Annotated in this window: 21 protein-coding genes and 1 pseudogene; 5 read left to right on the top strand and 17 right to left on the bottom strand. The window is 72.8% G+C overall.

Annotated elements, in window-relative coordinates:
* The first annotated feature begins 11 nt into the window (after window positions 1–11).
* Complete coding sequence (locus HCN08_RS11495) at window positions 12–824, top strand: class I SAM-dependent methyltransferase (protein ID WP_322974387.1); 813 nt, start codon at window positions 12–14, stop codon at window positions 822–824.
* A gap of 97 nt (window positions 825–921) precedes the next feature.
* Here HCN08_RS11495 and HCN08_RS11490 read toward each other — a convergent pair whose 3' ends face one another.
* The 3 genes from HCN08_RS11490 to HCN08_RS11480 are packed head-to-tail and all read right to left on the bottom strand — an operon-like array spanning window position 922 to window position 3638.
* Window positions 922–1794, bottom strand: a complete 873-nt coding sequence (locus HCN08_RS11490; RefSeq protein ID WP_167982901.1) for a MetQ/NlpA family ABC transporter substrate-binding protein — start codon at window positions 1792–1794, stop codon at window positions 922–924.
* 60 nt (window positions 1795–1854) lie between these two features.
* Window positions 1855–2592 (bottom strand): methionine ABC transporter permease, encoded by a 738-nt coding sequence (locus HCN08_RS11485; RefSeq protein WP_167982900.1) that lies wholly within the window; start codon window positions 2590–2592, stop codon window positions 1855–1857.
* Window positions 2589–3638 carry a methionine ABC transporter ATP-binding protein gene (locus HCN08_RS11480; protein WP_167982899.1) on the bottom strand — a complete coding sequence of 350 codons (1050 nt, stop codon included), beginning with the start codon at window positions 3636–3638 and terminating at the stop codon, window positions 2589–2591. Before HCN08_RS11480 ends, HCN08_RS11485 begins: the two co-directional genes overlap by 4 nt.
* Window positions 3639–4076: 438 nt before the next feature.
* Between HCN08_RS11480 and HCN08_RS11475 the strand changes: the two genes are divergently transcribed.
* On the top strand, window positions 4077–4445 hold the full coding sequence (locus HCN08_RS11475) for a hypothetical protein (protein ID WP_167982898.1): 369 nt from the start codon (window positions 4077–4079) through the stop codon (window positions 4443–4445).
* Complete coding sequence (locus HCN08_RS11470) at window positions 4438–5007, top strand: hypothetical protein (protein ID WP_322974386.1); 570 nt, start codon at window positions 4438–4440, stop codon at window positions 5005–5007. Before HCN08_RS11475 ends, HCN08_RS11470 begins: the two co-directional genes overlap by 8 nt.
* 81 nt (window positions 5008–5088) lie before the next feature.
* On the opposite strand, the gene HCN08_RS11465 is transcribed toward HCN08_RS11470, so the two are convergent.
* From HCN08_RS11465 to HCN08_RS11455, 3 genes and pseudogenes are all read right to left on the bottom strand, one after another.
* On the bottom strand, window positions 5089–5595 hold the full coding sequence (locus tag HCN08_RS11465; RefSeq protein WP_167982897.1) for a GNAT family N-acetyltransferase: 507 nt from the start codon (window positions 5593–5595) through the stop codon (window positions 5089–5091).
* Window positions 5596–5867: 272 nt separating this feature from the next.
* Window positions 5868–5975 (bottom strand): annotated as a pseudogene (locus tag HCN08_RS36910) (sigma-70 family RNA polymerase sigma factor); the annotation flags it as partial.
* Between the two features lie 6 nt (window positions 5976–5981).
* On the bottom strand, window positions 5982–7145 hold the full coding sequence (locus tag HCN08_RS11455) for a glycerophosphodiester phosphodiesterase (RefSeq protein ID WP_206318666.1): 1164 nt from the start codon (window positions 7143–7145) through the stop codon (window positions 5982–5984).
* A 216-nt stretch (window positions 7146–7361) separates the two neighbouring features.
* Here HCN08_RS11455 and HCN08_RS11450 point away from each other — a divergent pair, with 216 nt between their 5' ends.
* Complete coding sequence (locus tag HCN08_RS11450; protein ID WP_167982895.1) at window positions 7362–8030, top strand: lysophospholipid acyltransferase family protein; 669 nt, start codon at window positions 7362–7364, stop codon at window positions 8028–8030.
* A gap of 42 nt (window positions 8031–8072) precedes the next feature.
* On the opposite strand, the gene argH is transcribed toward HCN08_RS11450, so the two are convergent.
* The 7 genes from argH to argC form a co-directional block, all read right to left on the bottom strand.
* Window positions 8073–9521, bottom strand: coding sequence for an argininosuccinate lyase (argH, locus tag HCN08_RS11445; RefSeq protein WP_167982894.1), 1449 nt, complete (start codon window positions 9519–9521; stop codon window positions 8073–8075).
* Window positions 9518–10714, bottom strand: coding sequence for an argininosuccinate synthase (locus HCN08_RS11440; RefSeq protein WP_167982893.1), 1197 nt, complete (start codon window positions 10712–10714; stop codon window positions 9518–9520). Before HCN08_RS11440 ends, argH begins: the two co-directional genes overlap by 4 nt.
* Before the next feature lie 151 nt (window positions 10715–10865).
* Complete coding sequence (locus tag HCN08_RS11435) at window positions 10866–11399, bottom strand: arginine repressor (RefSeq protein WP_167982892.1); 534 nt, start codon at window positions 11397–11399, stop codon at window positions 10866–10868.
* Between the two features lie 7 nt (window positions 11400–11406).
* Window positions 11407–12567, bottom strand: coding sequence for an acetylornithine transaminase (locus tag HCN08_RS11430; protein WP_167983096.1), 1161 nt, complete (start codon window positions 12565–12567; stop codon window positions 11407–11409).
* Between the two features lie 77 nt (window positions 12568–12644).
* Complete coding sequence (gene argB, locus HCN08_RS11425) at window positions 12645–13601, bottom strand: acetylglutamate kinase (RefSeq protein WP_240970011.1); 957 nt, start codon at window positions 13599–13601, stop codon at window positions 12645–12647.
* Window positions 13598–14752 (bottom strand): bifunctional glutamate N-acetyltransferase/amino-acid acetyltransferase ArgJ, encoded by a 1155-nt coding sequence (gene argJ, locus HCN08_RS11420; protein ID WP_167982891.1) that lies wholly within the window; start codon window positions 14750–14752, stop codon window positions 13598–13600. The genes argB and argJ overlap by 4 nt, the downstream gene beginning before the upstream one ends.
* On the bottom strand, window positions 14749–15777 hold the full coding sequence (gene argC / locus HCN08_RS11415) for an N-acetyl-gamma-glutamyl-phosphate reductase (RefSeq protein WP_167982890.1): 1029 nt from the start codon (window positions 15775–15777) through the stop codon (window positions 14749–14751). Before argC ends, argJ begins: the two co-directional genes overlap by 4 nt.
* A gap of 172 nt (window positions 15778–15949) precedes the next feature.
* On the opposite strand from argC, the gene HCN08_RS11410 reads away from it, so the two are divergent.
* Window positions 15950–17269, top strand: coding sequence for a hypothetical protein (locus tag HCN08_RS11410; protein WP_167982889.1), 1320 nt, complete (start codon window positions 15950–15952; stop codon window positions 17267–17269).
* A gap of 94 nt (window positions 17270–17363) precedes the next feature.
* On the opposite strand, the gene HCN08_RS11405 is transcribed toward HCN08_RS11410, so the two are convergent.
* The 4 genes from HCN08_RS11405 to HCN08_RS11390 form a co-directional block, all read right to left on the bottom strand.
* A complete protein-coding gene (locus tag HCN08_RS11405; protein WP_167982888.1) occupies window positions 17364–18515 on the bottom strand; it encodes a methyltransferase in 1152 nt (383 codons plus the stop codon).
* 441 nt (window positions 18516–18956) lie between these two features.
* On the bottom strand, window positions 18957–19691 hold the full coding sequence (locus HCN08_RS11400; RefSeq protein WP_167982887.1) for a DUF7873 family protein: 735 nt from the start codon (window positions 19689–19691) through the stop codon (window positions 18957–18959).
* 180 nt (window positions 19692–19871) lie between these two features.
* Window positions 19872–20411 carry a GNAT family N-acetyltransferase gene (locus HCN08_RS11395; RefSeq protein WP_407648750.1) on the bottom strand — a complete coding sequence of 180 codons (540 nt, stop codon included), beginning with the start codon at window positions 20409–20411 and terminating at the stop codon, window positions 19872–19874.
* The coding region (locus tag HCN08_RS11390; RefSeq protein WP_240970010.1) for a hypothetical protein at window positions 20408–21318 on the bottom strand (911 nt) is incomplete at its 5' end. The genes HCN08_RS11395 and HCN08_RS11390, both read right to left, overlap by 4 nt.

Raw genomic sequence — 21318 nt, 5'->3', positions numbered from 1 at the left:
CGTCAGCCCGCGTGACGGTGCACCACGCAGCAGGAGTCGGTTATCAGCGGGCCGCCGGCGTCTACGAGCGCTCCCGCCCTTCCTATCCGCTCGCCGCGCTTGCCGCGCTCGCCGACGCCCTGCCGCTGGAGGCGGGCCGTACGGTGGTCGACCTGGGCGCGGGGACGGGCAAGTTCACCCGGCTGCTGGCGCTGACCGGCGCCGAGGTGCTGGCGGTGGAGCCGGTCCGGGAGATGCGCGAGACGCTGGCCGGGCTGCTGCCGGGGGTGGCGGTGACGGCGGGCACGGCGGAGGCGACGGGGCTGCCGGCGGGATGCGCGGACGCGGTGGTGGCGGCGCAGTCGTGGCACTGGTTCGACGAGCGGGCCGCGCTCGCGGAGGTGCGGCGGCTGCTCAGGCCGGGCGGGGCGCTGACGCTGGTGTGGAACACCTACGACACGTCGGTGCCGTGGGTACGGGACTTCCAGGACATCTACTTCCGGCTCGCGCCGCGCGATCTGCCCAGTCCGCCGCTGTCGGCGGGCCCGGGGGACGCCGGTCCGGGCGAGTGGCCGGGCGCCGGGTGGCGGGCGGTGTTCGAGGAGCCGGGGTCGGGCTGGGGGGAGATCGCCGAGCGGCACTGGCCGAACCCGCATCCGACGACGGTGGCGGACGTGGTGGAGCGGATGATGTCGTCGAGCCATATCGCGGTGCTGGACGCGGCGGCGCAGGCCCGGGTGCGCGCGGAGGTCGAGGCGGTGCTGGGGGCGCACGACGCGACGCGCGGCAGCGGCCGGATAGAGATGCCGTACACCACGGACGTCTACTGGGTGCGCCCGGTCTGAGCCCCCCGAGAGCTTTCCGCGCCCCCGCCCGAACCGGCAGAAACGGTACGGCAGCGGCGTCCGGGGACGCCGCTGCCGTAGGTGACGGGCCCGGGTGTCAGGCGGCGGGGGTGCCGAACGCCGGGACGACCGCGCCCTTGAAGGTGTCCTTGATGAACTGCTCGACCTGCGGCGAGTTCAGCAGCTCGACGAGCTTGCGCACCCGCGGGTCGTTCTCCCTGCCCTGCTTGACGACCAGGATGTTGGCGTACGGGTTGCCGGCGGCCTTCTCCGTCACCAGCGCGTCCTTGGCGGGGTTCAGGCCGCCCTCGATGGCGTAGTTGCCGTTGATGACGCCGGCGTCGACGTCGCCGAGGGAGCGCGGCAGCTGGGCCGCCTCCAGTTCCTTGAACTTCAGGTGCCTGGGGTTGCCGGTGATGTCGGCCGGGGTGGCGCTCTGGCCGGCGCCGTCCCGCAGCGTGATCAGGCCGCCCGCGGCGAGCAGGTCCAGCGCGCGGGCCTCGTTGGTGGTGTCGTTGGGCACCTCGATCGTGGCGCCGTCCTTGAGCGCGGACAGCGAGCCGGCCTTGTGCGAGTACAGGCCGAGCGGTTCGAGTTCGACGTCGGCGACCGGCACCAGGTGGGTGCCGTTCTTCTTGTTGAAGTCGTCGAGGTACGGCTTGTGCTGGAAGAAGTTGGCGTCGACCTGGCCCTGCTCGGTGGCGGTGTTGGGCAGGACGTAGTCGGAGAACTCCTTGACCTGGAGGTCCAGGCCCGCGCTCTTGGCGAGGTGGTCGCGGACGTAGTCCAGGATGCGGGCGTGCGGGGTGGGGCTGGCGGCGACGACCAGCGGCGCCGAGGCGTCCTGGGCGGCCTTGCCGTCGGCCTTGCTGGAGGTCCCGGAGCCGGAGCCCGAGCCGCAGGCGGCCAGGCCCAGCGCGAGGGCTGCCGCGACGGCGGCGACGGTCGTGATCTTGACGGTGCTACGCACGAAAAGTGCCTCTTTCTTGTGTTTCCCGGGTGTTCTGGTGCTGCCCGGTGGTGCGGTGGGTCAGGTGGTCGAGGGGGCCGAGGGGGACGAGGGGGCCGCGCCCGTGCGCAGCAGGCGCAGCCGGGGCGCGGCGGAGGTCCGGCCGCGGCGGGCGACGGCCCGGGCGGCGAGGTCGCCGGCGAGCTGGACGAGGGTGACGAGCACGACGAGGACGGCGACGATGACCCACATGAAGCCGGTCTCGAAGCGCTGGTAGCCGTAGCGCAGCGCCAGGTCGCCGAGCCCGCCGCCGCCGACCACGCCGGCCATCGCGGAGTAGCCGATGAGCGCGATGACGGTGGTGGTGGCGCCGGCGACGAGCGAGGCGAGGGATTCGGGCAGCAGCACCTTGCGGACGACCGTCCACGTACTGCCGCCCATCGCCTGGACGGCCTCGACCAGGCCGTGGTCGACCTCGCGCAGCGAGGTCTCCACGAGCCGGGCGAAGAACGGGACGGCGCCGACCGACAGCGGGACGACGGCGGCCTGCCAGCCGATGGTGGTGCCGACGACCGCCCGGGTGAAGGACATCAGGGCGATCATGAGGATCACGAACGGCAGCGACCTGCCGAGGTTGACCACCGCGGCGAGGACCTTGTTGACGGCGAGGTTGCGCAGCAGCCCGCCGCGGTCGGTGAGCACCAGCAGCACCCCGAGCGGCAGCCCGGCGGCGACGGTGACGGCGGCGGACCAGCCGACCATCCGCAGCGTGTCGCCGAGCGCCTGGGTGAGCAGCGGGTGCATCTCGGACCAGGTCACTTGCCCACCGCCGCCGGCTCCCCGGTGACGGGTTCCGCGGTCGCCTCCGGCGCGATGTCGACCTGGAGGCCCTGCTCGCGCAGGTAGCCGATGGGCACGACGTTGTCCTCGAAGCGCCCGGGCAGCTCGATGCGCATCCGGCCGATCTGCCGGCCGTCGTAGGTCTCCATGGCCGCGCCGAGGATCGACACGTCGACGTTGTACGTACGGGCCAGCCGGGAGATCACCGGCCGGGTCGCGCTGTCGCCGTGGAAGGTGAGGTCCACGACGGTGCGGTCGGGCCCGGAGGCGGTGCCGCCGACCGGGAAGAGCGCGTCGGCCAGCTCCGAGCCGGGAGTGGCCAGCAGTTCCGCGACGGTGCCGGATTCCACCACGCGTCCGCCTTTCATGAGGGCCGCCGAGTCGCACACGGCCTTGACGACATCCATCTCGTGGGTGATGAGCAGCACGGTCAGGCCGAGCTGCCGGTTGAGGTCGCGCAGCAGTTCCAGGACCGAGCGGGTGGTCTCCGGGTCGAGCGCCGAGGTGGCCTCGTCGGAGAGCAGCACCCGCGGCCGGCCGGCGAGCGCGCGGGCGATGCCGACGCGCTGCTTCTGGCCGCCGGACAGCTGCGCGGGGTAGGCGCGGGCCTTGTCGGCGAGCCCGACGAGGTCGAGCAGGTCGCGGGCCCGGGCGGCGCGCTCGCGGCGGGTGACGCCGAGGATCTCCAGCGGCAGCTCGACGTTGTCCTGGACGGTGCGCGAGGAGAGCAGGTTGAAGTGCTGGAAGACCATGCCGATGCCGGCCCGGGCGGCGCGCAGCGCGGCGGGCGCGCGGTCGGAGCGGCCGGCGAGCGCGGTCAGGTCGCGCCCGGCGACCTCGACGGTGCCGGAGGTGGGGCGCTCCAGCAGGTTGACGCAGCGGATCAAGGTGCTCTTGCCGGCGCCGCTGCGGCCGACGACGCCGTAGACCTCGCCTTCGCGGACGGTGAGGTCCACGCCGTCGAGTGCGGTGATCTCGCGGTCGCGCGAGCGGTAGACCTTGCGCAGGGCGGTGGTGGTGATCACAGGGGTGTCCATGGTGGTCGGGCGCGCGGTGGACGGACCACCGCGCAGGGGGTGTGCTCGGAAGGCGTGGCGCGGGTCGGCCGGCTGCCACGGGGTTCCGGCGGCGCGGCGTGGCGCGCCGCTCCGGAACGGGAGGGTCCGACGTGGGCGGCGGCGCCGGGCGGGGCGCCGCTCAGGGCCTCAGGTCAGGCACACATTCGGCACATGTGGCACATGCGACACATACGACGAACACCGGGCATGGCTGCCTCGGTGGCGCGATTGCGGCGTTTCGTCGTGGTCATGGGTCCCAGTAAACCAGACCCCGCGCGCCGTCCCGAAATCCGGGCGCCTTGTTCATTATCCGGACACAGGGTGGCCATGGCGGCGTGACGGTCGGCGGGCGGCGGGACGGGGGTGGGAGGAAGGGCGGCACCGCGGCCGTAATACAGTCGGCCCATGCTCGACGCGGTCACCCTCACGGTCTCGGTCACGGCGCTGCTGCTCGCGGCGTGGTGCGCCTACGCCGCGTACCGCGACGAGCCGACCAACGACCGGCATTTCGCCGGCATGGCGGTGGTCACCCTCGCCACGCTGGTGCAGCTGGTGGTCTCGCTGGTGCAGCTCGGGCACGGCGACCGCCCGGAGCAGGGGGTGCCGGTCTTCATCGGCTACCTGATCGGCGCGGTGTTCACCATCCCGGCGGCGGCGTTCATGTCGCTGGCCGAGCGCAGCCGCTGGGGCACCGCGGTGGTGGCGGCCGGCGGGCTGATCCTGGCCGTGCTGGAACTGCGGCTGCACGACATCTGGGGAGCCGGTCATGGCTGAGGACATCCACCCGGGCATCCCCGCGGACGGCACGGAGGCCGAGGACATGGCGCAGCAGCGCACACAGCCCGCCCCGGCGGCACGGCAGGACGCCGCCCCGGACACCGGCGCGACGGCGGATACGGGCACGGAAGCGGGCACGGACAAGGGCACGGGCACGGTGAAGCTCGGGCAGGGGCCCGGGCGGCTGCTGCTGTGGTTCTACGGCGTCTTCACCGTCGCCGCGCTCTCCCGCTCGATCGTGCAGATCTCGACCAAGTTCCATGACGCGCCGCTGGCGTACGTGCTCTCGCTCGCGGCGGGCATCGTCTACGCGGTCATCACGGTGGCGCTGTGGCGCGGCGGCGACCAGGCGCGCAAGGTCGCGCTGGTGTCGTGCTCGGCGGAGCTGGCCGGGGTGATCGCGGTCGGCATCCTCACCGTGGCCGACTCCTCGGCCTTCCCCGACGCCACCGTCTGGTCGGACTTCGGCGTCGGCTATGTCTTCCTGCCGCTGATCCTGCCCGTCATGGGCCTGCTGTGGCTGCGCAGGTCCGGGCGCGAGGCGGCGGGCGCCGCGTAGCACCCCGCGACAGGGGGCCGGAGCGGCCGGAGCCGGAGCGGCCCCGGGGGCGCCTGGTGGACGCCCCCTGGGCCGTACGGGTCAGGCGGTGGCGGCGTAACGGGCCGGCTCCGCGGGCTTTTCCAGGGTGACCATGCTCAGCCGGCGGCTGACCGGGCGGGCGGCGCCCACCTGCTCGTAGCCGAGCTTGCGGTACATCCGCAGGTTGACCTCGCTGCGGTGGCCGGTGGACAGCTGGTACACCTTGGCCTCCCGCTCCGCCGCGAGGCGGTCCTCCAGGGCCGCCAGCAGCCGGCCGCCGAGGCCGTGCCGCTGGAGGCGCGGATGCACGATGAGCTTGCCGATCTTGGCGGTCCCGTCCTCGTCGACGGTCCCCCGCACGGAACCGACGACCTCCGCGCCGAGCCGGGCCACGAGCACACAGCCCTCGGCCAGTTCGGAGCGCAGTTCGTCGAGGGTCTGGGTCAGCGGTTCGATGCTGTAGTCGCCGTACAGCTCGGCTTCGCTTTGGTAGCAGAGGTACTGGAGTTTCAGGATCTTCTCGGCGTCGCTCGCTTCCGCCGTAGAGATGGTCACGCTCATGCCCATAGCGCAGGCCTCCCCTTCGAATCCGTCCGGGCAGTTTGAGGGTGAGGTATGCGCCCGGGACGTGTGCCTGAACGGAGTTGGTGCCGGTCGGCGCCGTCTCCGTGGCGCCGATGATCGCACAAACATCCGCGCGGGTCAGTGGCTCGCACTGCCCGCCCCAGTCCTGTCCGGGCGTGCCAAGGGTGCCCACTGCCGCCGACTGTTTACCGTGCATTACCCCGTCTCACCGGGGATCCAACCCTCGAATTCAGGATCGGTCGCACACCGTCGGGTCAGCGCGCGCGCAGCGGCCCCGCGCCGCCCTGTGAGATTCCCAACTCCCGGGAGATTTCCCGGTAAGAGGGGTCGGATCCGGACAACAGGGCCGGCGCGGGGCGCGGGGGGTGTCAGGAGGCCCAGTAGTCCTCGCGGGCGAGCACCGCGGTGTCGGCGTTGTCGGTGAACAGGCCGTCGATGCCGGTGGCGAACCAGGTGCGGAAGGCCGCGATCGGGTCGCCGTAGGCGTTCGGGTCGGTGCCGACCTGGAAGTCCGCGGGCAGGAACTGGTTCTCGTTGCGCGCGGTGAAGGGGTGCAGCACCAGGCCGGCCCGGTGGGCGTCGCGCACCACGGCGGTGGGCTGCAGCAGCTTGCCGGCGGCGTCGCGCGGGATGATGACGTCGGTGGTCGGGCCGATGCCCTGCGCGAAGCCGGCGATCCACTTCAGGCCGGCGGGGGTGACGAGGTCGGCCACGGTCCGCTGGTCGCCGGAGACGACGAAGTCCCACGGCCGGCTGGTGAGCCCGTTGAGCAGGAAGATCTTGGTGGCCTTCGCGCCCAGCCTCCCCAGCCGCTGGAGGCTCTGCGCCTCGAAGGACTGCAGGAACTGCGGGGCGTCGGCGCGGTGCCGCCCGTACGGCTTGAGCAGCGCCACCAGCCGCTCCTCCAGCGGCAGGCCGATGCCGCGGAAGTAGCTGGGGTGCTTGGTCTCGGTGTGCAGCCACACCGGCTTGCCGCGCTTGCGGCCCTCCTTCTCGGCCCACTCCAGGACCTCGGCGAAGGTCGGGATGTCCCAGCGGCCGTTGTAGATCGTGTTGTGCGGGCGCACGTCGGGCAGCCGCTCCACGGCGCGCAGCCGCTTGAGCTCGGCGAGGGTGAAGTCCTCGGTGAACCAGCCGGTGGTGGGGGTGCCGTCGATGGTCTTGGTCGTCTTGCGGTGCGCGAACTCCGGGTGGTCGGCGACGTCGGTGGTGCCGCCGATCTCCGGCTCGTGACGGCACACCAGGTGCCCGTCGCGGGTGGGGACGACGTCCTGCTCGACGACGTCGGCGCCGATGGCCAGGCCGTACTCGTACGATCCGAAGGTGTGTTCGGGGCGGTAGCCCGCGCTGCCGCGGTGGCCCACGATGGTCGGCACCGGCAGCTGGGGAGCGCCGTGCCCCGGGCCGCCGCCCTGCGCGGGCCGGGCCTGCGCCGAGGTCGCCGTGCCGATCACCGCGCCGCCGGCGCCGAGCGCCGCCGCGGACAGCAGGGCGCGCCTGCCGGGGCCCGTTGTGTGCTGGTCATCCGTCATGCGGGCATCGTGCCCCGGACACCTTGCGTCCACCCGACGGCGCACGGAACACATCCGTAACACACGTCAACACCGGATGGCTTTCCCGTGACGGCGGCGTGCGGGGAGCGCCGAGGGGTACCTCACAGGCGAAGTCGCGGCGGAGGAAGTATCGTCCTGCTGTACATACGGACCGGTAGGGTCCGGCCGGCCTGACCGTGAAACCGGAGGAACGCGGTGTCCCGCAGTGTGCTCAAGGTGATTCTCGGACTGCTGATGCGGGTGCTGTACCGGCCCGTGGTCGAAGGCGTCGAGCACATCCCGGGCGACGGGCCGGTGATCGTCGCGGGCAACCACGTGACGTTCGTGGACTCGCTGTTCCTGTCGCTGGTGGTCGAGCGGCAGGTGTACTTCATCGGCAAGGACGAGTACGTCACCGGCAAGGGCCTCAAGGGCCGGCTGATGGCGTGGTTCTTCACCACCTGCGGCATGATCCCGGTGGACCGGGACGGCGGGCACGGCGGGGTCGCGGCGCTCATGACGGGCCGCCGGGTGCTGGAGGAGGGCCGGATCTTCGGCATCTACCCCGAGGGCACCCGCTCCCCCGACGGCCGCCTGTACCGCGGGCGCACCGGCGTCGCCCGGCTGGCGCTGATGACCGGCGCGCCGGTGGTGCCGTTCGCGATGGTCGGCACGGACAAGGTGCAGCCCGGCGGCTCGGGCATGCTGCGCATCGCGCCGGTCACCATCCGCTTCGGCCGCCCGCTGGAGTTCGCCCGCTACGAGGGCATGGACCGCGACCGCTACGTCCTGCGGGCCGTCACCGACGAGGTGATGAGCGAGGTCATGCGGCTGGGCGGCCAGGAGTACGTCGACATGTACGCCACCAAGGCGAAGGCCGCCTGACGGGAAGGGGGCGCCGGGCTTGGCCCGGCGCCCCCCTTCGGGCTACTGCTTGGCCGTCGCCCAGGCGTGCTGCGCGGCCAGGTCCGCCTTGACCTCGGCGAGCTGGACGGCGACCGCGGACGGCGCCGTGCCGCCGCGGGCGTTGCGCGCGGCGAGCGCGCCCCGGACGTCCAGCACCGTGCGGACCTCGGGCGTCAGGTGCTCGGAGATCTTGCCGAACTGGTCGTCCGTCAGCTCGTGCAACTCGATGCCCTCGACCTCGCACACCTTGACGCACTCGCCGGCGACCTCGTGCGCGACCCGGAAGGGCACGCCCTGCCGGACCAGCCACTCGGCGATGTCGGTGGCCAGCGAGAACCCGGCGGGGGCCAGCTCGGCCATCCGGTCGGTGTGCACGGTGAGGGTCGCCATCATCCCGGTGAACGCCGGGAGCAGCACCTCCAGCTGGTCGCAGGAGTCGAAGACCGGCTCCTTGTCCTCCTGCAGGTCCCGGTTGTACGCCAGCGGCAGCGCCTTGAGCGTGGCCATGAGGCCGGTGAGGTTGCCGATCAGCCGGCCGGACTTGCCGCGGGCGAGCTCGGCGATGTCGGGGTTCTTCTTCTGCGGCATGATCGAGGAGCCGGTGGAGAAGGCGTCGTGGAGGGTCACGAAGGAGAACTCCTTGGTGTTCCACAAGATCACCTCCTCGGCGATCCGCGACAGGTCCACGCCGATCATCGCGGTGACGAAGGCGAACTCCGCGGCGAAGTCCCGCGCGGCGGTGCCGTCGATGGAGTTGCCGGCCGAGCCGCCCTCGAAGCCGAGGTCGCGGGCGACGGCCTCGGGGTCCAGGCCGAGCGAGGACCCGGCGAGCGCGCCCGCCCCGTACGGCGAGACGGCGGTGCGCTCGTCCCACTGCCGCAGCCGCTGGGCGTCCCGGGACAGGGCCTGGGCGTGCGCGAGGACGTGGTGGGCGAAGAGCACCGGCTGGGCGTGCTGGAGGTGGGTGCGGCCGGGCATGACGGCGTCGGGGTGGGCCTCGGCGAGGCCGACGAGCGCGTCCTGGAGCTCGGCGAGCAGGCCGGCGATGGTCCGGGCGTGGTCGCGCAGGTACATCCGGAAGAGCGTGGCGACCTGGTCGTTGCGCGACCGGCCGGCCCGCAGCTTGCCGCCGAGCTCGGGGCCGACGCGCTCCATCAGGCCGCGCTCCAGCGCGGTGTGGACGTCCTCGTCGGCGATGGTGCCGGTGAAGGCGCCGGAGGCGACGTCGCTCTCCAGCGTGTCGAGGCCGGCGATCATCCGGTCCAGCTCGTCCGCGGTGAGCAGCTCGGCCCGGTAGAGGACCCGGGCGTGCGCGCGGGAGCCGGCGATGTCGTAGGGCGCGAGGCGGAAGTCGAAGTGCACGGAGGCCGACAGCCGCTCCAGGGCCGCGGACGGCCCGTCGGCGAAGCGTCCGCCCCACAGCTTGGCGCTCGGCTGCTGGTCCCGGCCGGCCGGGTTCGCGGCGCTCACAGGGCCAGGTCCCGCCGGGCCGCGATCTTGCCGGACATGCCGAAGATCTCGATGAAGCCCTTGGACAGCGACTGGTCGAAGGTGTCGCCGGTGTCGTACGTGGCGAGGTTGAAGTCGTACAGCGACTCCGCCGAGCGCCGGCCGGTGACGACGGCCCGGCCGCCGTGCAGCACCATCCGGATCTCGCCGGTGACGTGCTCGTTGGCCTCGTTCACAAAGCCGTCCAGGGCCCGCTTGAGCGGGGAGAACCACAGCCCGTCGTAGACGAGTTCGCCCCAGCGCTGCTCGACCTGCCGCTTGTAGCGGGCCAGTTCGCGCTCGACGGTGACGTTCTCCAGCTCCTGGTGGGCGGTGATGAGCGCGATCGCGCCGGGCGCCTCGTAGACCTCGCGGGACTTGATGCCGACCAGCCGGTCCTCGACCATGTCGATCCGGCCGACGCCCTGGGCGCCCGCGCGGGCGTTGAGCAGCCGGACGGCCTCCAGCGGGGTGACCTGCCGGCCGTCGACGGCGACGGGGACGCCCCGGTGGAAGGCGATGACGACCTCGTCGGGCTCGCGGGCCTCGGCGGGGTTCGCGGTGTACTCGTAGACCGCCTCGGTCGGGGCGTTCCAGATGTCCTCCAGGAAGCCGGTCTCGACGGCCCGTCCGAAGACGTTCTGGTCGATGGAGAACGGCGATTTCTTGGAGGTGGCGATCGGCAGGTCGTTCGCCTCGCAGAAGGCGATGGCCTTGTCGCGGGTCATCGCGTAGTCGCGGACGGGGGCGATGCAGCGCAGCTCGGGGGCGAGCGAGGAGATGCCGGCCTCGAAGCGGACCTGGTCGTTGCCCTTGCCGGTGCAGCCGTGGGCGACGGTGTCGGCGCCGTGCTTGCGGGCGGCGGCGACCAGGTGCTTGACGATGACCGGCCGGGACAGCGCCGAGACCAGCGGGTAGCGGTCCATGTAGAGCGCGTTGGCCTTGATCGCCGGGACGCAGTATTCCTCGGCGAACTCGTCCTTGGCGTCGGCGACCTCGGCCTCGACCGCGCCGCAGGCGAGGGCGCGCTTGCGGATGACGTCCAGGTCCTCGCCGCCCTGGCCGACGTCGACGGCGACGGCGATGACCTCGGCGCCGGTCTCCTCGGCGATCCAGCCGATGGCGACGGACGTGTCAAGACCGCCTGAGTAGGCGAGTACGACGCGCTCGGTCACGGGGCTCTCCTTAGGGTGCATCCACTGACTGGTATAAGTATGCACTCCAGCGTATGGAACGCCAAAGCGGCAGGTCAGTGCGCTCTTGCGGAGACGACCGGCAGGTGCGTCAGCCGGCGGGTGCGTCAGAAGGCAGGTGCGCCCGAAGGCGTCAGCCCTCGCCCTGGGCGAGCCGCAGCAGGTGGTCGGCGAGCTTCTGGCCGCCGGTGGGGTCCCGGCTGATCAGCACCACGGTGTCGTCGCCGGCGATCGTGCCGAGGATGTCGTGGACCTCGGCGGTGTCGATCGCCGACGCCAGGAACTGCGCCGCGCCCGGCGGGGTCCGTACCACCACCAGGTTGGCCGACGCCTCGGCGGAGATCAGCAGCTCGCCGGCCAGCCGGCGCATCCGCTCCTCCTTGACGGACTCGCCGAGCGGCGCCTGCGGGGTGCGGAAGCCGCCCTCGGAGGGGACGGCGTAGATCAGCTCCCCGTCGTTGGTGCGGATCTTGACCGCGCCCAGTTCGTCCAGGTCCCGGCTGAGCGTCGCCTGGGTGACGCTCAGCCCGTCGTCGGCGAGCAGCTTGGCGAGCTGGCTCTGGGACCGCACCGGCTGCCGGCCGAGGATGTCCACGATCCTGCGGTGCCGGGCGGTACGGGTCTGCGGTACGGCCGGGCCGCCGCCGTGCTGCTGCGCCTCGCTCATCGTCTGGTCATTCTCCGTCTGTCCCCTGCTGGTTCGCCTGCCGCGCCCGGTCCAGGATCCCGGGCAGCGCCGCCAGCAGGGCGTCGGTCTCGGCGTCGCCCACGATCAGCGGCGGCGCGAGCCGTACCGTGTCGGGCACGGCGGCGTTCACCAGGAAACCGGCGTCCTGCGCGGCCTGCTGGACCGGCGCGGACAGTGGCTCGGTGAGCACGATACCGATCAGCAGCCCGGAACCGCGCACATGATCGACCAGCGGGTGTTGCAGCGCCTCGATCCCGGCCCGCAGCTTCTGGCCCTGCCGCGTGACGCTGTCCAGCAGGCCGTCGCCCTCGATGGTGTCCAGCACCGCGAGCGCGGCGGCGCACGCGACCGGGTTGCCGCCGAATGTGGTGCCGTGCGCGCCGGGGGTGAGCAGGTCGGCGGCCGGGCCGAAGGCGACGGCGGCGCCGATCGGCAGCCCGCCGCCCAGGCCCTTGGCGAGCGTGACGACATCGGCGTGGACACCCTGGGCCAGGCCCTCGGACCAGTGGCCGGTGCGGCCGACGCCGGTCTGCACCTCGTCCAGCACCAGCAGTGTGCCGGTCGCGGCGGTGATGTCGCGTACCGCTTGGAGGTAGCCGGCCGGGGGCACGACGACGCCGTTCTCGCCCTGGATCGGCTCCAGGATCACCAGCGCGGTGTCGGTGTCGACGGCCGCCCGCATCGCCTCGGTGTCGCCGTACGGCACATGCACGACGTCGCCGGGCAGCGGGGCGAAGGCGGCCCTCTTCGCGGGCTGGCCGGTGAGCGCGAGCGAGCCCATGGTGCGGCCGTGGAAGGCGCCGTCGGTGGCGATCATCTTCGTCCGGCCGGTGAGCCGGCCGATCTTGAAGGCCGCCTCGTTGGCCTCGGCGCCGGAGTTGGCGAAGAAGACCCGGCCCGGGCGGCCGAACAGCCCCAGCAGCCGCTCGGCGAGCCTGACGGGCGGCTCGGCGACGAAGAGGTTGGAGACATGGCCGAGCAGGCCGATCTGCCGGGTGACGGCCGCGACGACCGCGGGGTGGGCGGTGCCGAGCGAGTTGACCGCGATGCCGCCGAGGAAGTCCAGGTAGGCCCTGCCGTCGGCGTCCCAGAAGCGGGCGCCCTCGCCGCGGACCAGGGGCAGCCGGGGGGTGCCGTAGTTGTCCATGAGCGAGCCCTGCCAGCGGGCGGTGAGCGCCTCGTTGCCCTGGCCCGTGGTCACCTGTGCGGTCTGCGCGGTGGCGGTCACCGTACTCCCCCTTCTGCGGCTGCCTGCTGCGGTACGTGCTCGGTCGTGGCGGCGGCGGGCGCCGGCGGGTCGTCGGGGACGACCATCGTGCCGATGCCCTCGTCGGTGAAGATCTCCAGCAGGATCGAGTGCGGGACCCGGCCGTCGATGACGCGGGCGGTGCGGACCCCGCCCCGTACCGCGTGCAGGCAGCCCTGCATCTTCGGGACCATGCCGCTGGCCAGCTCCGGCAGCAGCTTCTCCAGCTCGCTCGCGGTGAGCCGGCTGATCACGTCGTCGCTGTGGGGCCAGTCCTCGTACAGGCCCTCGACGTCGGTGAGGACCATCAGCGTCTCGGCGCCGAGGGCGGCGGCGAGCGCGGCGGCGGCGGTGTCGGCGTTGACGTTGTAGATGTGGCCGTCGTCGGAGGCGCGGGCGATCGAGGAGACGACCGGGATCCGGCCGTCGGCGAGCAGCGCGTCGATCGCGCCGGTGTCGATCGCGGTGATCTCGCCGACCCGGCCGATGTCGACGCTCTCGCCGTCGATGGTCGGCAGGTGCTTGACGGCGGTGATGGTGTGGGCGTCCTCGCCGGTCAGGCCGACCGCGAGCGGCCCGTGCTGGTTGAGCAGCCCGACGAGCTCGCGCTGCACCTGCCCGGCGAGCACCATCCGGACCACGTCCATGGCCTCCGGCGTGGTGACGCGCAGGCCCGCTTTGAACTCGCTGACCAGGCCGTGCCGGTCGAGCTGGGCGCTGATCTGCGGGCCGCCGCCGTGCACGACGACCGGCTTGAGGCCGGCCTGCCGCAGGAAGACCACGTCCTGGGCGAAGGCGGCTTTCAGGGCGTCGTCGACCATGGCGTTGCCGCCGAACTTGATGACGACGGTACGGCCGTTGTGGGCGGTCAGCCACGGCAGGGCCTCGATGAGGACCTGGGCCTTGGGCAGGGCGGAGTGCTTGCGTGCGGTCATGAGCTGTACGCGCTGTTCTCGTGGACGTAGTCGGCGGTCAGGTCGTTGGTCCAGATGACCGCGGACTCCTCGCCGGCGGCGAGGTCGGCGGTGATGACGACCTCGCGGAAACGCATGTCGACCAGGTCGCGGTCCTCGCCGACCGAGCCGTTGCGGCACACCCACACGCCGTTGATGGCGACGCCCAGGCGGTCCGGCTCGAAGGCCGCGGCGGTGGTGCCGATCGCGGACAGCACCCGGCCCCAGTTGGGGTCCTCGCCGTGGATGGCGCACTTGAGCAGGTTGCTGCGGGCGATGGCGCGGCCGACGTCGACCGCCTCGTCCTCGGTCGCGGCGTTGACGACCTCGATCCTGATGTCCTTGCTCGCGCCCTCGGCGTCGCCGATGAGCTGGCGGGCGAGGTCGGCGCACACGGTGCGGACGGCGGCGGCGAGAGCGTCGTAGTCCGGGGTGATGCCGCTCGCGCCGGAGGCCAGCAGCAGGACGGTGTCGTTGGTCGACATGCAGCCGTCGGAGTCGGCCCGGTCGAAGGTGACCCGGGTGGCCTCGCGCAGCGCCTTGTCCAGCGCCGGGGTGTCCACGTCGGCGTCGGTGGTGAGCACGACCAGCATCGTGGCCAGGCCCGGGGCGAGCATGCCCGCGCCCTTGGCCATCCCGCCGACCGTCCAGCCGGCCGGGCTGCTCGCCACGGCGGTCTTGTGGACGGTGTCGGTGGTCATGATGGCCAGCGCCGCCTTCTCGCCGCCGTGCTCGGACAGCTCGGCGGCGGCCTTCGCGACACCGGGCAGCAGCTTGTCCATCGGCAGCAGCTCGCCGATCAGCCCGGTGGAGGCGACCGCGATCTCGCCGGCGCTGTGGCCCAGCACCTCGGCGGCCTTCTCGGCGGTGGCGTGGGTGTCCTGGAAGCCCTGCGGGCCGGTGCAGGCGTTGGCGCCGCCGGAGTTGAGGACGACCGCGGTCACCGCGCCGCCCTTGAGCACCTGCTCCGACCACAGCACGGGCGCGGCCTTCACCCGGTTGGAGGTGAAGACGCCGGCCGCGGCGCGGCCGGGCCCGGTGTTGACCACCAGGGCGAGGTCGGGGCTGCCGCTCGCCTTGATCCCGGCGGCGATGCCCGCCGCCCGGAACCCTTTCGCAGCGGTCACGCTCATGGGGCGACTCCGATCGTGTTCAGCCCGGTCGTCTCGGGCAGTCCCAGGGCGATGTTCATGCTCTGCACCGCGCCGCCGGCGGTGCCCTTGGTGAGGTTGTCGATCGCGCTGATCGCGATGACGCGGTGCGCGTCGGGGTCGAGGGCCACCTGGAGGTGGACGGCGTTGGAGCCGTAGACGGAGGCGGTGGCCGACCACTGCCCCTCGGGCAGCAGGTGGACGAACGGCTCGTCGGCGTACGCCTTCTCGTACGCGGCGCGTACGTCGGCGGCGGTGACGCCGGGGGCGGCCTTGGCGGTGCAGGTCGCGAGGATGCCGCGGGGCATCGGCGCGAGGGTGGGCGTGAAGGAGACGCCGACGCGGGTGCCGGCGGCGGCGCTGAGGTTCTGGATCATCTCGGGGGTGTGCCGGTGGCCGCCGCCGACGCCGTACGGGCTCATCGAGCCCATGACCTCGGAGCCCAGCAGATGCGGCTTGGGCGCCTTGCCGGCGCCCGAGGTGCCGGACGCGGCGACGATCACGGCCTCCGGCTCGGCGAGGGCTGCGGCGTAGGCGGGGGCGAGGGCGAGCGAGACGGCGGTCGGGTAGCACCCGGGCACCGCGATCCGCTTCGTCCCCTCCAGCGCGGCCCGCCCGCCGGGCAGCTCGGGCAGCCCGTACGGCCACGTCCCGGCGTGCGGCGAGCCGTAGAAGCGCTCCCAGTCCGCGGCGTCCTTGAGCCGGAAGTCCGCGCCCATGTCGACGACCAGCACGTCCTGGCCGAGCTGCTCGGCGACGGCGGCGGACTGCCCGTGCGGCAGCGCGAGGAAGACCACGTCGTGTCCGGCCAGCACCTCCGCGGAGGTCTCCGCGAGCACCCGGTCGGCCAACGGCACCAGATGCGGCTGCACCGCCCCGAGCCGCTGCCCGGCACTGGCGTTCGCGGTCAGCGCCCCGATCTCCACCTCCGGATGCCCGGCCAGCAGCCGCAGCACCTCCCCACCCGCATACCCGCTCGCCCCGGCCACCGCCGCGCGCACCGCCATGGAATCCTCCTCCTCGACAGCATGACTATACGGCTGCCCGCACTTTTATGCAAAGCTCTGCCCTGACCGGCCGGCCACCCCGCCGGCACGGGGCGCCTTCGGCGCAGTGGTGGGGCGGGGCGCCCTCGGTAATCACGTTGAGCGGGTGGCGGATTGCCGGGAGGATGCGGGGATGTTTGCGCGCAGAAATCGTCGTCCGAAGTCCGCCGGGGCGCTCAAGGCGTGGGAGTGCCTGGAGGCGGGGGATGTGCCCGCGGGGATACGGGAGTTGCGGGGTGCCGGGGAGGACGCGGCGCTCGGGGATGTCGCGATGGTCGTCCGGCGGGCCGCCGGGATGGTGGGGTTCGAGGATCTGGAGGGCGCCGCCGCGGCGGTGGCCGCCGATCCCGGTGACGCGCGGGCGCTCGCCGGGTACGGGTACGCGTGCGTGGAGCGGGGGCTGGCCTTCCTCGCGGTGCCCGCGCTGCGGGAGGCGCTGCGGCAGCTGCCCGGTAAGCCGGGGGTGCTGCGGGAGCTGGTCACGGCGTACGAGCGGGAGGGCAGGCACCGGGAGGCCGTCGAGGTGCTGCTGGCGCACGAGAGCGGGCTCGCGCCCTGGCCGGACCGCTATCTGCTGGTCTTCAACGCGCTCATGTCCGGTGACCTGGCGCTGGCCCGCGACCGGCACGCGGGGCTGCCCGACCCCGAGGACCCGGTGTGGCTGCCGGCGCAGGCCCGGCAGCGGCTGATGCTGGCGCGGGCCGGCGCCGCTGCGGCGGTGAGCCCGCTGGACGGCACGGACCTGCGCGGCTGGCAGTACGTCATCGGCGGCACCGTGCTGGGGACGCTGTCGCCGTACGGCTTCTCCGCCGGCATGACCGGCCGCTATGCCTGGCTCCAGGACAGCCCCGAGCTGTGCCTGGCCGGCCTGCTGCGGCTGCGCGCGCTGCTGGAGGCGGCGGAGGTACGGCCCCGGTCCGTCGCGCTGCTGCCCGACCGGGGCAGCCGTATCCTCGGCACGGCCGCCGCCGATGTGCTGGGCCTGCCCGCCGAGCCCTTCGCGGCCGGCGCCGCCGACACCCTCGTCGTCGCGTACGACCTGGAGGCGCTGGCGGAGACGGACGAGGGCCGCGACGCGCTCATGAGCCTGCGGGAGCGGGCGCCGGGCCAGGTGCTGCACGAGCACGCGAGCTGCTGGACCGACACCCCCGTCGTCACGCCGGACAGCGCCGCGCTGCTGCGGCAGTCGGTCGTGGCGCCGTGGGAGAGCCGGATGCGGGTCACCGAGGGCGGCGGCGTCGAGCGGTCCGAGTCCGACGACCGGCCGGACGCCGAGATCGCCGCGGACATCGCCGCGGCCGACCCCGCACCGGCGGAGGGCGACGAGGACGCCCCGGCCGACACCGACGCGGCCTTCACCGCCTTCGCCGCCGCCGTCCGCGGCAGCTGGCTCCAGGGCCCGCGCGACCGCGTCCGCTCCGCGGGGCCGGTCGGCAGCTCGCGCTTCAGCTGACCGCGCCACCGGGGGCGGGGCCGGGGCCGGGGCCGGCGCCGGCGCCGGGTAGGCGGTCGGCGCGCTGTGCGCGGCATCCGGGGTCCGGGCCGGGTCAGCGCACCGCGCGCAGCACCACGAACTTCGGGTCGGAGGACAGCACCTCGCAGTTGCCGAACAGCCGGCGCAGCCGGGTGTGGTGGCCGAGGTGGCGGTTGGCGACGACCCACAGCTCGCCGCCGGGGTGCAGGGCCGCGCGGGCGGTGCCGAACATGCGGCGGGCGGTGGCGTCGGTGGTGGCCCGGTGGGAGTGGAAGGGCGGGTTGTTCAGCACGAGGTCCGCGCTGCCCGCCGGGACGCCGGCCGCGGCGTCGGCGAGCACGAAGCGGGCGCGCTCGCGGGCCTCCAGTGCCGCGTTGGCGTGGAAGGTCGCCTCGGCGGAGGCGAGCGCCTGGTGGGACTCGTCGGTGAAGACCACCTCGGAGCCGGGGTTGGCGACCGCCGCGGCCGTACCGAGGACGCCGTTGCCGCAGCCCAGGTCGATGACGCGGTCCTGGCCCTCGCGTCGGGGCAGGTGGGTGAGCAGCAGCCGGGTGCCGAGATCGAGCCGGTCGGCGCAGAAGACCCCGGCGTGGTTGGTGACCTCGCGGCCCGACATCGCGCCGATGCCGTCGGGCAGCGCGTACCGCAGCGGCCAGGGGCTCGGGGTGCGGGGCAGGTCCGGGTCGGGGGTGCAGTGGACGAGGCGGGCCTTGCGGACGGCGAGCGAGGTGCGGGTCGGGCCGAGGATGCGCTCGAAGAGGGCGAGCGTCGAGGTGTGGATCTCGGTGACCATGCCGGCGCCGACCACCACCGTGCCGGCGTGCACGGCGGGCGCGAGGGCGTGCAGCCGGTCCTCCAGCAGCGCGAGGCTCTTGGGGACCCGTACGACGAGCAGGTCGACGCGCTCGGGCGGGGCGTCCCGCGTGGACAGCAGCCGCACCTGGTCCTCGGCGCCGATCCGGCGCAGGTTCGCCCGGGTGGCCTGCTGGCCGAGGTAGGAGTCGGAGATCTGCACCGGGTGGCGGGCGGCGAGCGCGGTGGCCAGGGCGCCCCAGCGGTCGCCGAGCAGCACGGTGGTGCCGCCGCCCTCGGGGCCCGGGCCCTCCTGCGCGAGGTGCCGCAGCAGGTAGTCGTCCGCGGCGTCCCACGCCCGCAACTGGTCGCGGGGGTCCGCGGGGTGGCGCGTGAGGTCGAGTTCGCCCCACGGGGTGCTGAATCGGTGCATGATCCCCCCAGCGTAGGGCCTGTACGGGCGGGTCCCGGCCGCCGCGCGGGGCCGCGAGCGTGCGGGCCGGAGGCGTACGGGCCGGGGGTGCAAGGGCCCCGGGGGGACGGAGCGGGACCCGGAGGTTTTGTCCATCCTCCGGGTCCCTGGATGCCGCCGATGTACCTGCTCGCACCCGATGGCGCACGGTTCACTTCTCATGTCGTCGCGTTCTGCCATTGAACTACCGCCGCACGAGGAAGAGCGGCGGGCCGGAGTCGAACCGGCACCTGACGACCCGGACCGTGGCCGGGCGGTGCGGCGAGCGGCGGCGAATGCTGAGCCTGGAGCGAGAGTCTGAGATTGACGGCGACGGTGATCGCGTCGCTCACGACGAGCTTCAGCTTCAGCTTTGCGCTCCTCGCGCACCCCTCCGCACCCAGGCGGAGGGGGTCTTGGGGGTCAGCCGCCGAACACGTACCCGAGTACCGCCTCGCCGACCCGCCGGTCGGTGACCTCGGTGCCGTTCGCCTCCTCGCGGGCGAACTTCACCGCCGTCTGCAGCTTCTCGACCCGGTCCAGCAGCTCGTTGACCCGGCGGGCGGGCAGCGCGCCGGAGAACTTGACGGTGGTCCAGTAGCCCACCGGCACGTCCTCGTAGTACACCTCCACCTGCGCCGGGTGGTTCTCGGTCGCCTCGGCCTTGACATGGTTGCGCGGCACCTTGCGGGTGCGGATCGTGCGCACCGGCTCGGTCTTCCACGCGTCGGTCGACGGGTCCTGCGTCCACGACTCGGCGGCGTCCAGCACCGGCAGCCGGCGTACGAAGGCGTGCAGGTCGGTGAGCTGCTTCTCCAGGAACAGCAGATACGACACCGGCACGGCCGCGACGACCACCCGCCCGTCCACGGTGACGTCCGCGCGCGCCTCGCAGTTGGCCCAGTCCTTCGTGGCGGTCACGTCGAACAGCCGGGTGAGCGCCGCCACCGCGGACCGCAGCACCCCCTCGGCCTGCACCTGCACCCGCGTCGACTCGGGCGGCAGCTGCTCGCCCTCCTCGTCCTTCGCCTGGTACGTCCGGGATATCCCGGACAGCAGCGCGGGCTTGGCCAGGTCATGCTGAGCCGACGTCAACTCCTGCTGCGCCTTGGTCTTGACGCCCTTCTCGACCGCGATGATCTGATTGAGTTTCGCCACACCCCGCACCGTACCGGCCCCTCCCCCACCCGCTCGACCGGTTTACCGACCCGGCAGTACCGCCGCGCCCCGAATCCGCCTCTCGCCGAGCCGAGTTCGGTCGACGCACCGCCCCACGCCTTCGAGGACACCACGTCAAGTCCCCTCTGAGGGACCGATCATCACGCCTGGCGATGAGGGTCAAGAACCTGCTGTGCCCGTGGTCAGCGGAAGGTCGGCGACCATCACTGCGTACAGCGGGGAGTCGGCAAAGGGCCTCGACTCCCCGACTTTCCGGTACCCCCAGGACTCGTAGAGTCCCTGCACCTTCGGGTGGGCGGTGTCCACCGACAGGGCGACCATCGCTTCGGGCCGGCCTTCGAGCAGGGCTTTGTGCAGCACCTCGGAGACGCCCTGCTTGCGCCAGCGCGGGCGCACCATCAGCTCCGAGAGGGAGAAGGTCGAGGGATCCGCCGGCTCCGCCATGAAGGGACGCCACCACTCGCGCCCCGCGGCGGACGGCGCACCGTACGCGTACCCCATGGGCTCGTCAGTGTCGTACCCGACCACGCAGGCGAAGCCCTCGCGCCCACCCCACTGGTCCACGAACCACGGGAAGCGCCGGTGGAACTCGTCGTCCATCTGGTCGGCGAAGGCATCGGCGTGCACGTCGATCAGCAGTTGCCGAATCGACGCCAGATCCTCGGTGGTGTAGCTACGCAGCTCGGTCACGTCGGCTATATCCATTCGGTTCGGAAGCGATCCGCCCAGTCGGTCGCGGCCCTGGAGTCGGGCGCCACCGTCAGGAGATCGCGGTGGAAGTCACCGATCAAGGAGCGTAGACGGCCCGGTAGCGGGTCACTACCCATGAGCCGGAAGACCTCCTCGGCCATGACACACCCTTGCTCCACCTCTCCCTGATGGAGCAGAGCGATGGCGAGCCGTGCCGTCACGGATGCCCTGTTGCGCCGGAACCCGTCGGGCAGGGCAGCGAGGGCCCGGTACGAGGCGGCTTCGGCCTCCGCGGGCCTTGCCAAATCCTGTTGCGTGCTGGCGAGAACGGAGTAGAACTCGCCGGGTCCGAAGAACGACACCCAGGTGGGCCCCCGGGTTTCCGACGTTTTACCCAGGGCCTCTTCGGCGTACCCGATGCTGCGAAGAGTCGCCTGCCGATCGCCCAGGGCCGCATGGCCCACTGCGGCTTGCGTGTGGCCGAGTGCCGCGTACAGCGGATCACGACGAGCAACGCCGGTTCGCTGTGCGGCTTGTGCCGCCGCGAGCGAGTCGGTGTACCGGTGCGTGTTGTAACCGAGCATGGCCATCGTCTTCCACACGTGCAGCTCGGTCACGCTGTCTTGCCCCATGCCGGCCAGCACGAGAGCCGAGTCGAGATGCTCACGTGCACGGGCGAACGCGCGGGCGTCGAGAGCCGTCCACGCGGCAGTCGCGGTGAGATCTGCGGCCAGGCTGAACAACTTGCGCCGGATGCTCTGGGCGGCGTTCCGCTGTTGCAGCGCCAGCGCCTCCGATGCCGCGTTCAAGGCCGCTCTTTCCAGCCGGTCGTGCCCGCCCTGTTCTTGGTCCAGAGCGTTCAAAGCGTCCAGCTTGCGCCGGAGGGCCGACACTTCGGGGAAGCCCACCGAGGGAG

Source organism: Actinacidiphila epipremni, assembly GCF_012034175.1.
Taxonomy (GTDB): domain Bacteria; phylum Actinomycetota; class Actinomycetes; order Streptomycetales; family Streptomycetaceae; genus Actinacidiphila; species Actinacidiphila epipremni.
This window is presented reverse-complemented; position numbering and strand designations above follow the sequence as displayed.

Excerpts from the sequence above, each read along its gene's own strand:
- HCN08_RS11475 (WP_167982898.1), top strand. The coding sequence starts at position 4,077 with ATGCTCGACGCGGTCACCCTCACGGTCTCGGTCACGGCGCTGCTGCTC.
- HCN08_RS11470 (WP_322974386.1), top strand. The coding sequence starts at position 4,438 with ATGGCTGAGGACATCCACCCGGGCATCCCCGCGGACGGCACGGAGGCC.
- HCN08_RS11465 (WP_167982897.1), bottom strand. The coding sequence starts at position 5,595 with ATGGGCATGAGCGTGACCATCTCTACGGCGGAAGCGAGCGACGCCGAG.
- HCN08_RS11455 (WP_206318666.1), bottom strand. The coding sequence starts at position 7,145 with ATGACGGATGACCAGCACACAACGGGCCCCGGCAGGCGCGCCCTGCTG.
- HCN08_RS11435 (WP_167982892.1), bottom strand. The coding sequence starts at position 11,399 with ATGAGCGAGGCGCAGCAGCACGGCGGCGGCCCGGCCGTACCGCAGACC.
- HCN08_RS11430 (WP_167983096.1), bottom strand. The coding sequence starts at position 12,567 with ATGGACAACTACGGCACCCCCCGGCTGCCCCTGGTCCGCGGCGAGGGC.
- argB (WP_240970011.1), bottom strand. The coding sequence starts at position 13,601 with ATGACCGCACGCAAGCACTCCGCCCTGCCCAAGGCCCAGGTCCTCATC.
- argJ (WP_167982891.1), bottom strand. The coding sequence starts at position 14,752 with ATGAGCGTGACCGCTGCGAAAGGGTTCCGGGCGGCGGGCATCGCCGCC.
- argC (WP_167982890.1), bottom strand. The coding sequence starts at position 15,777 with ATGGCGGTGCGCGCGGCGGTGGCCGGGGCGAGCGGGTATGCGGGTGGG.
- HCN08_RS11410 (WP_167982889.1), top strand. The coding sequence starts at position 15,950 with ATGTTTGCGCGCAGAAATCGTCGTCCGAAGTCCGCCGGGGCGCTCAAG.
- HCN08_RS11405 (WP_167982888.1), bottom strand. The coding sequence starts at position 18,515 with ATGCACCGATTCAGCACCCCGTGGGGCGAACTCGACCTCACGCGCCAC.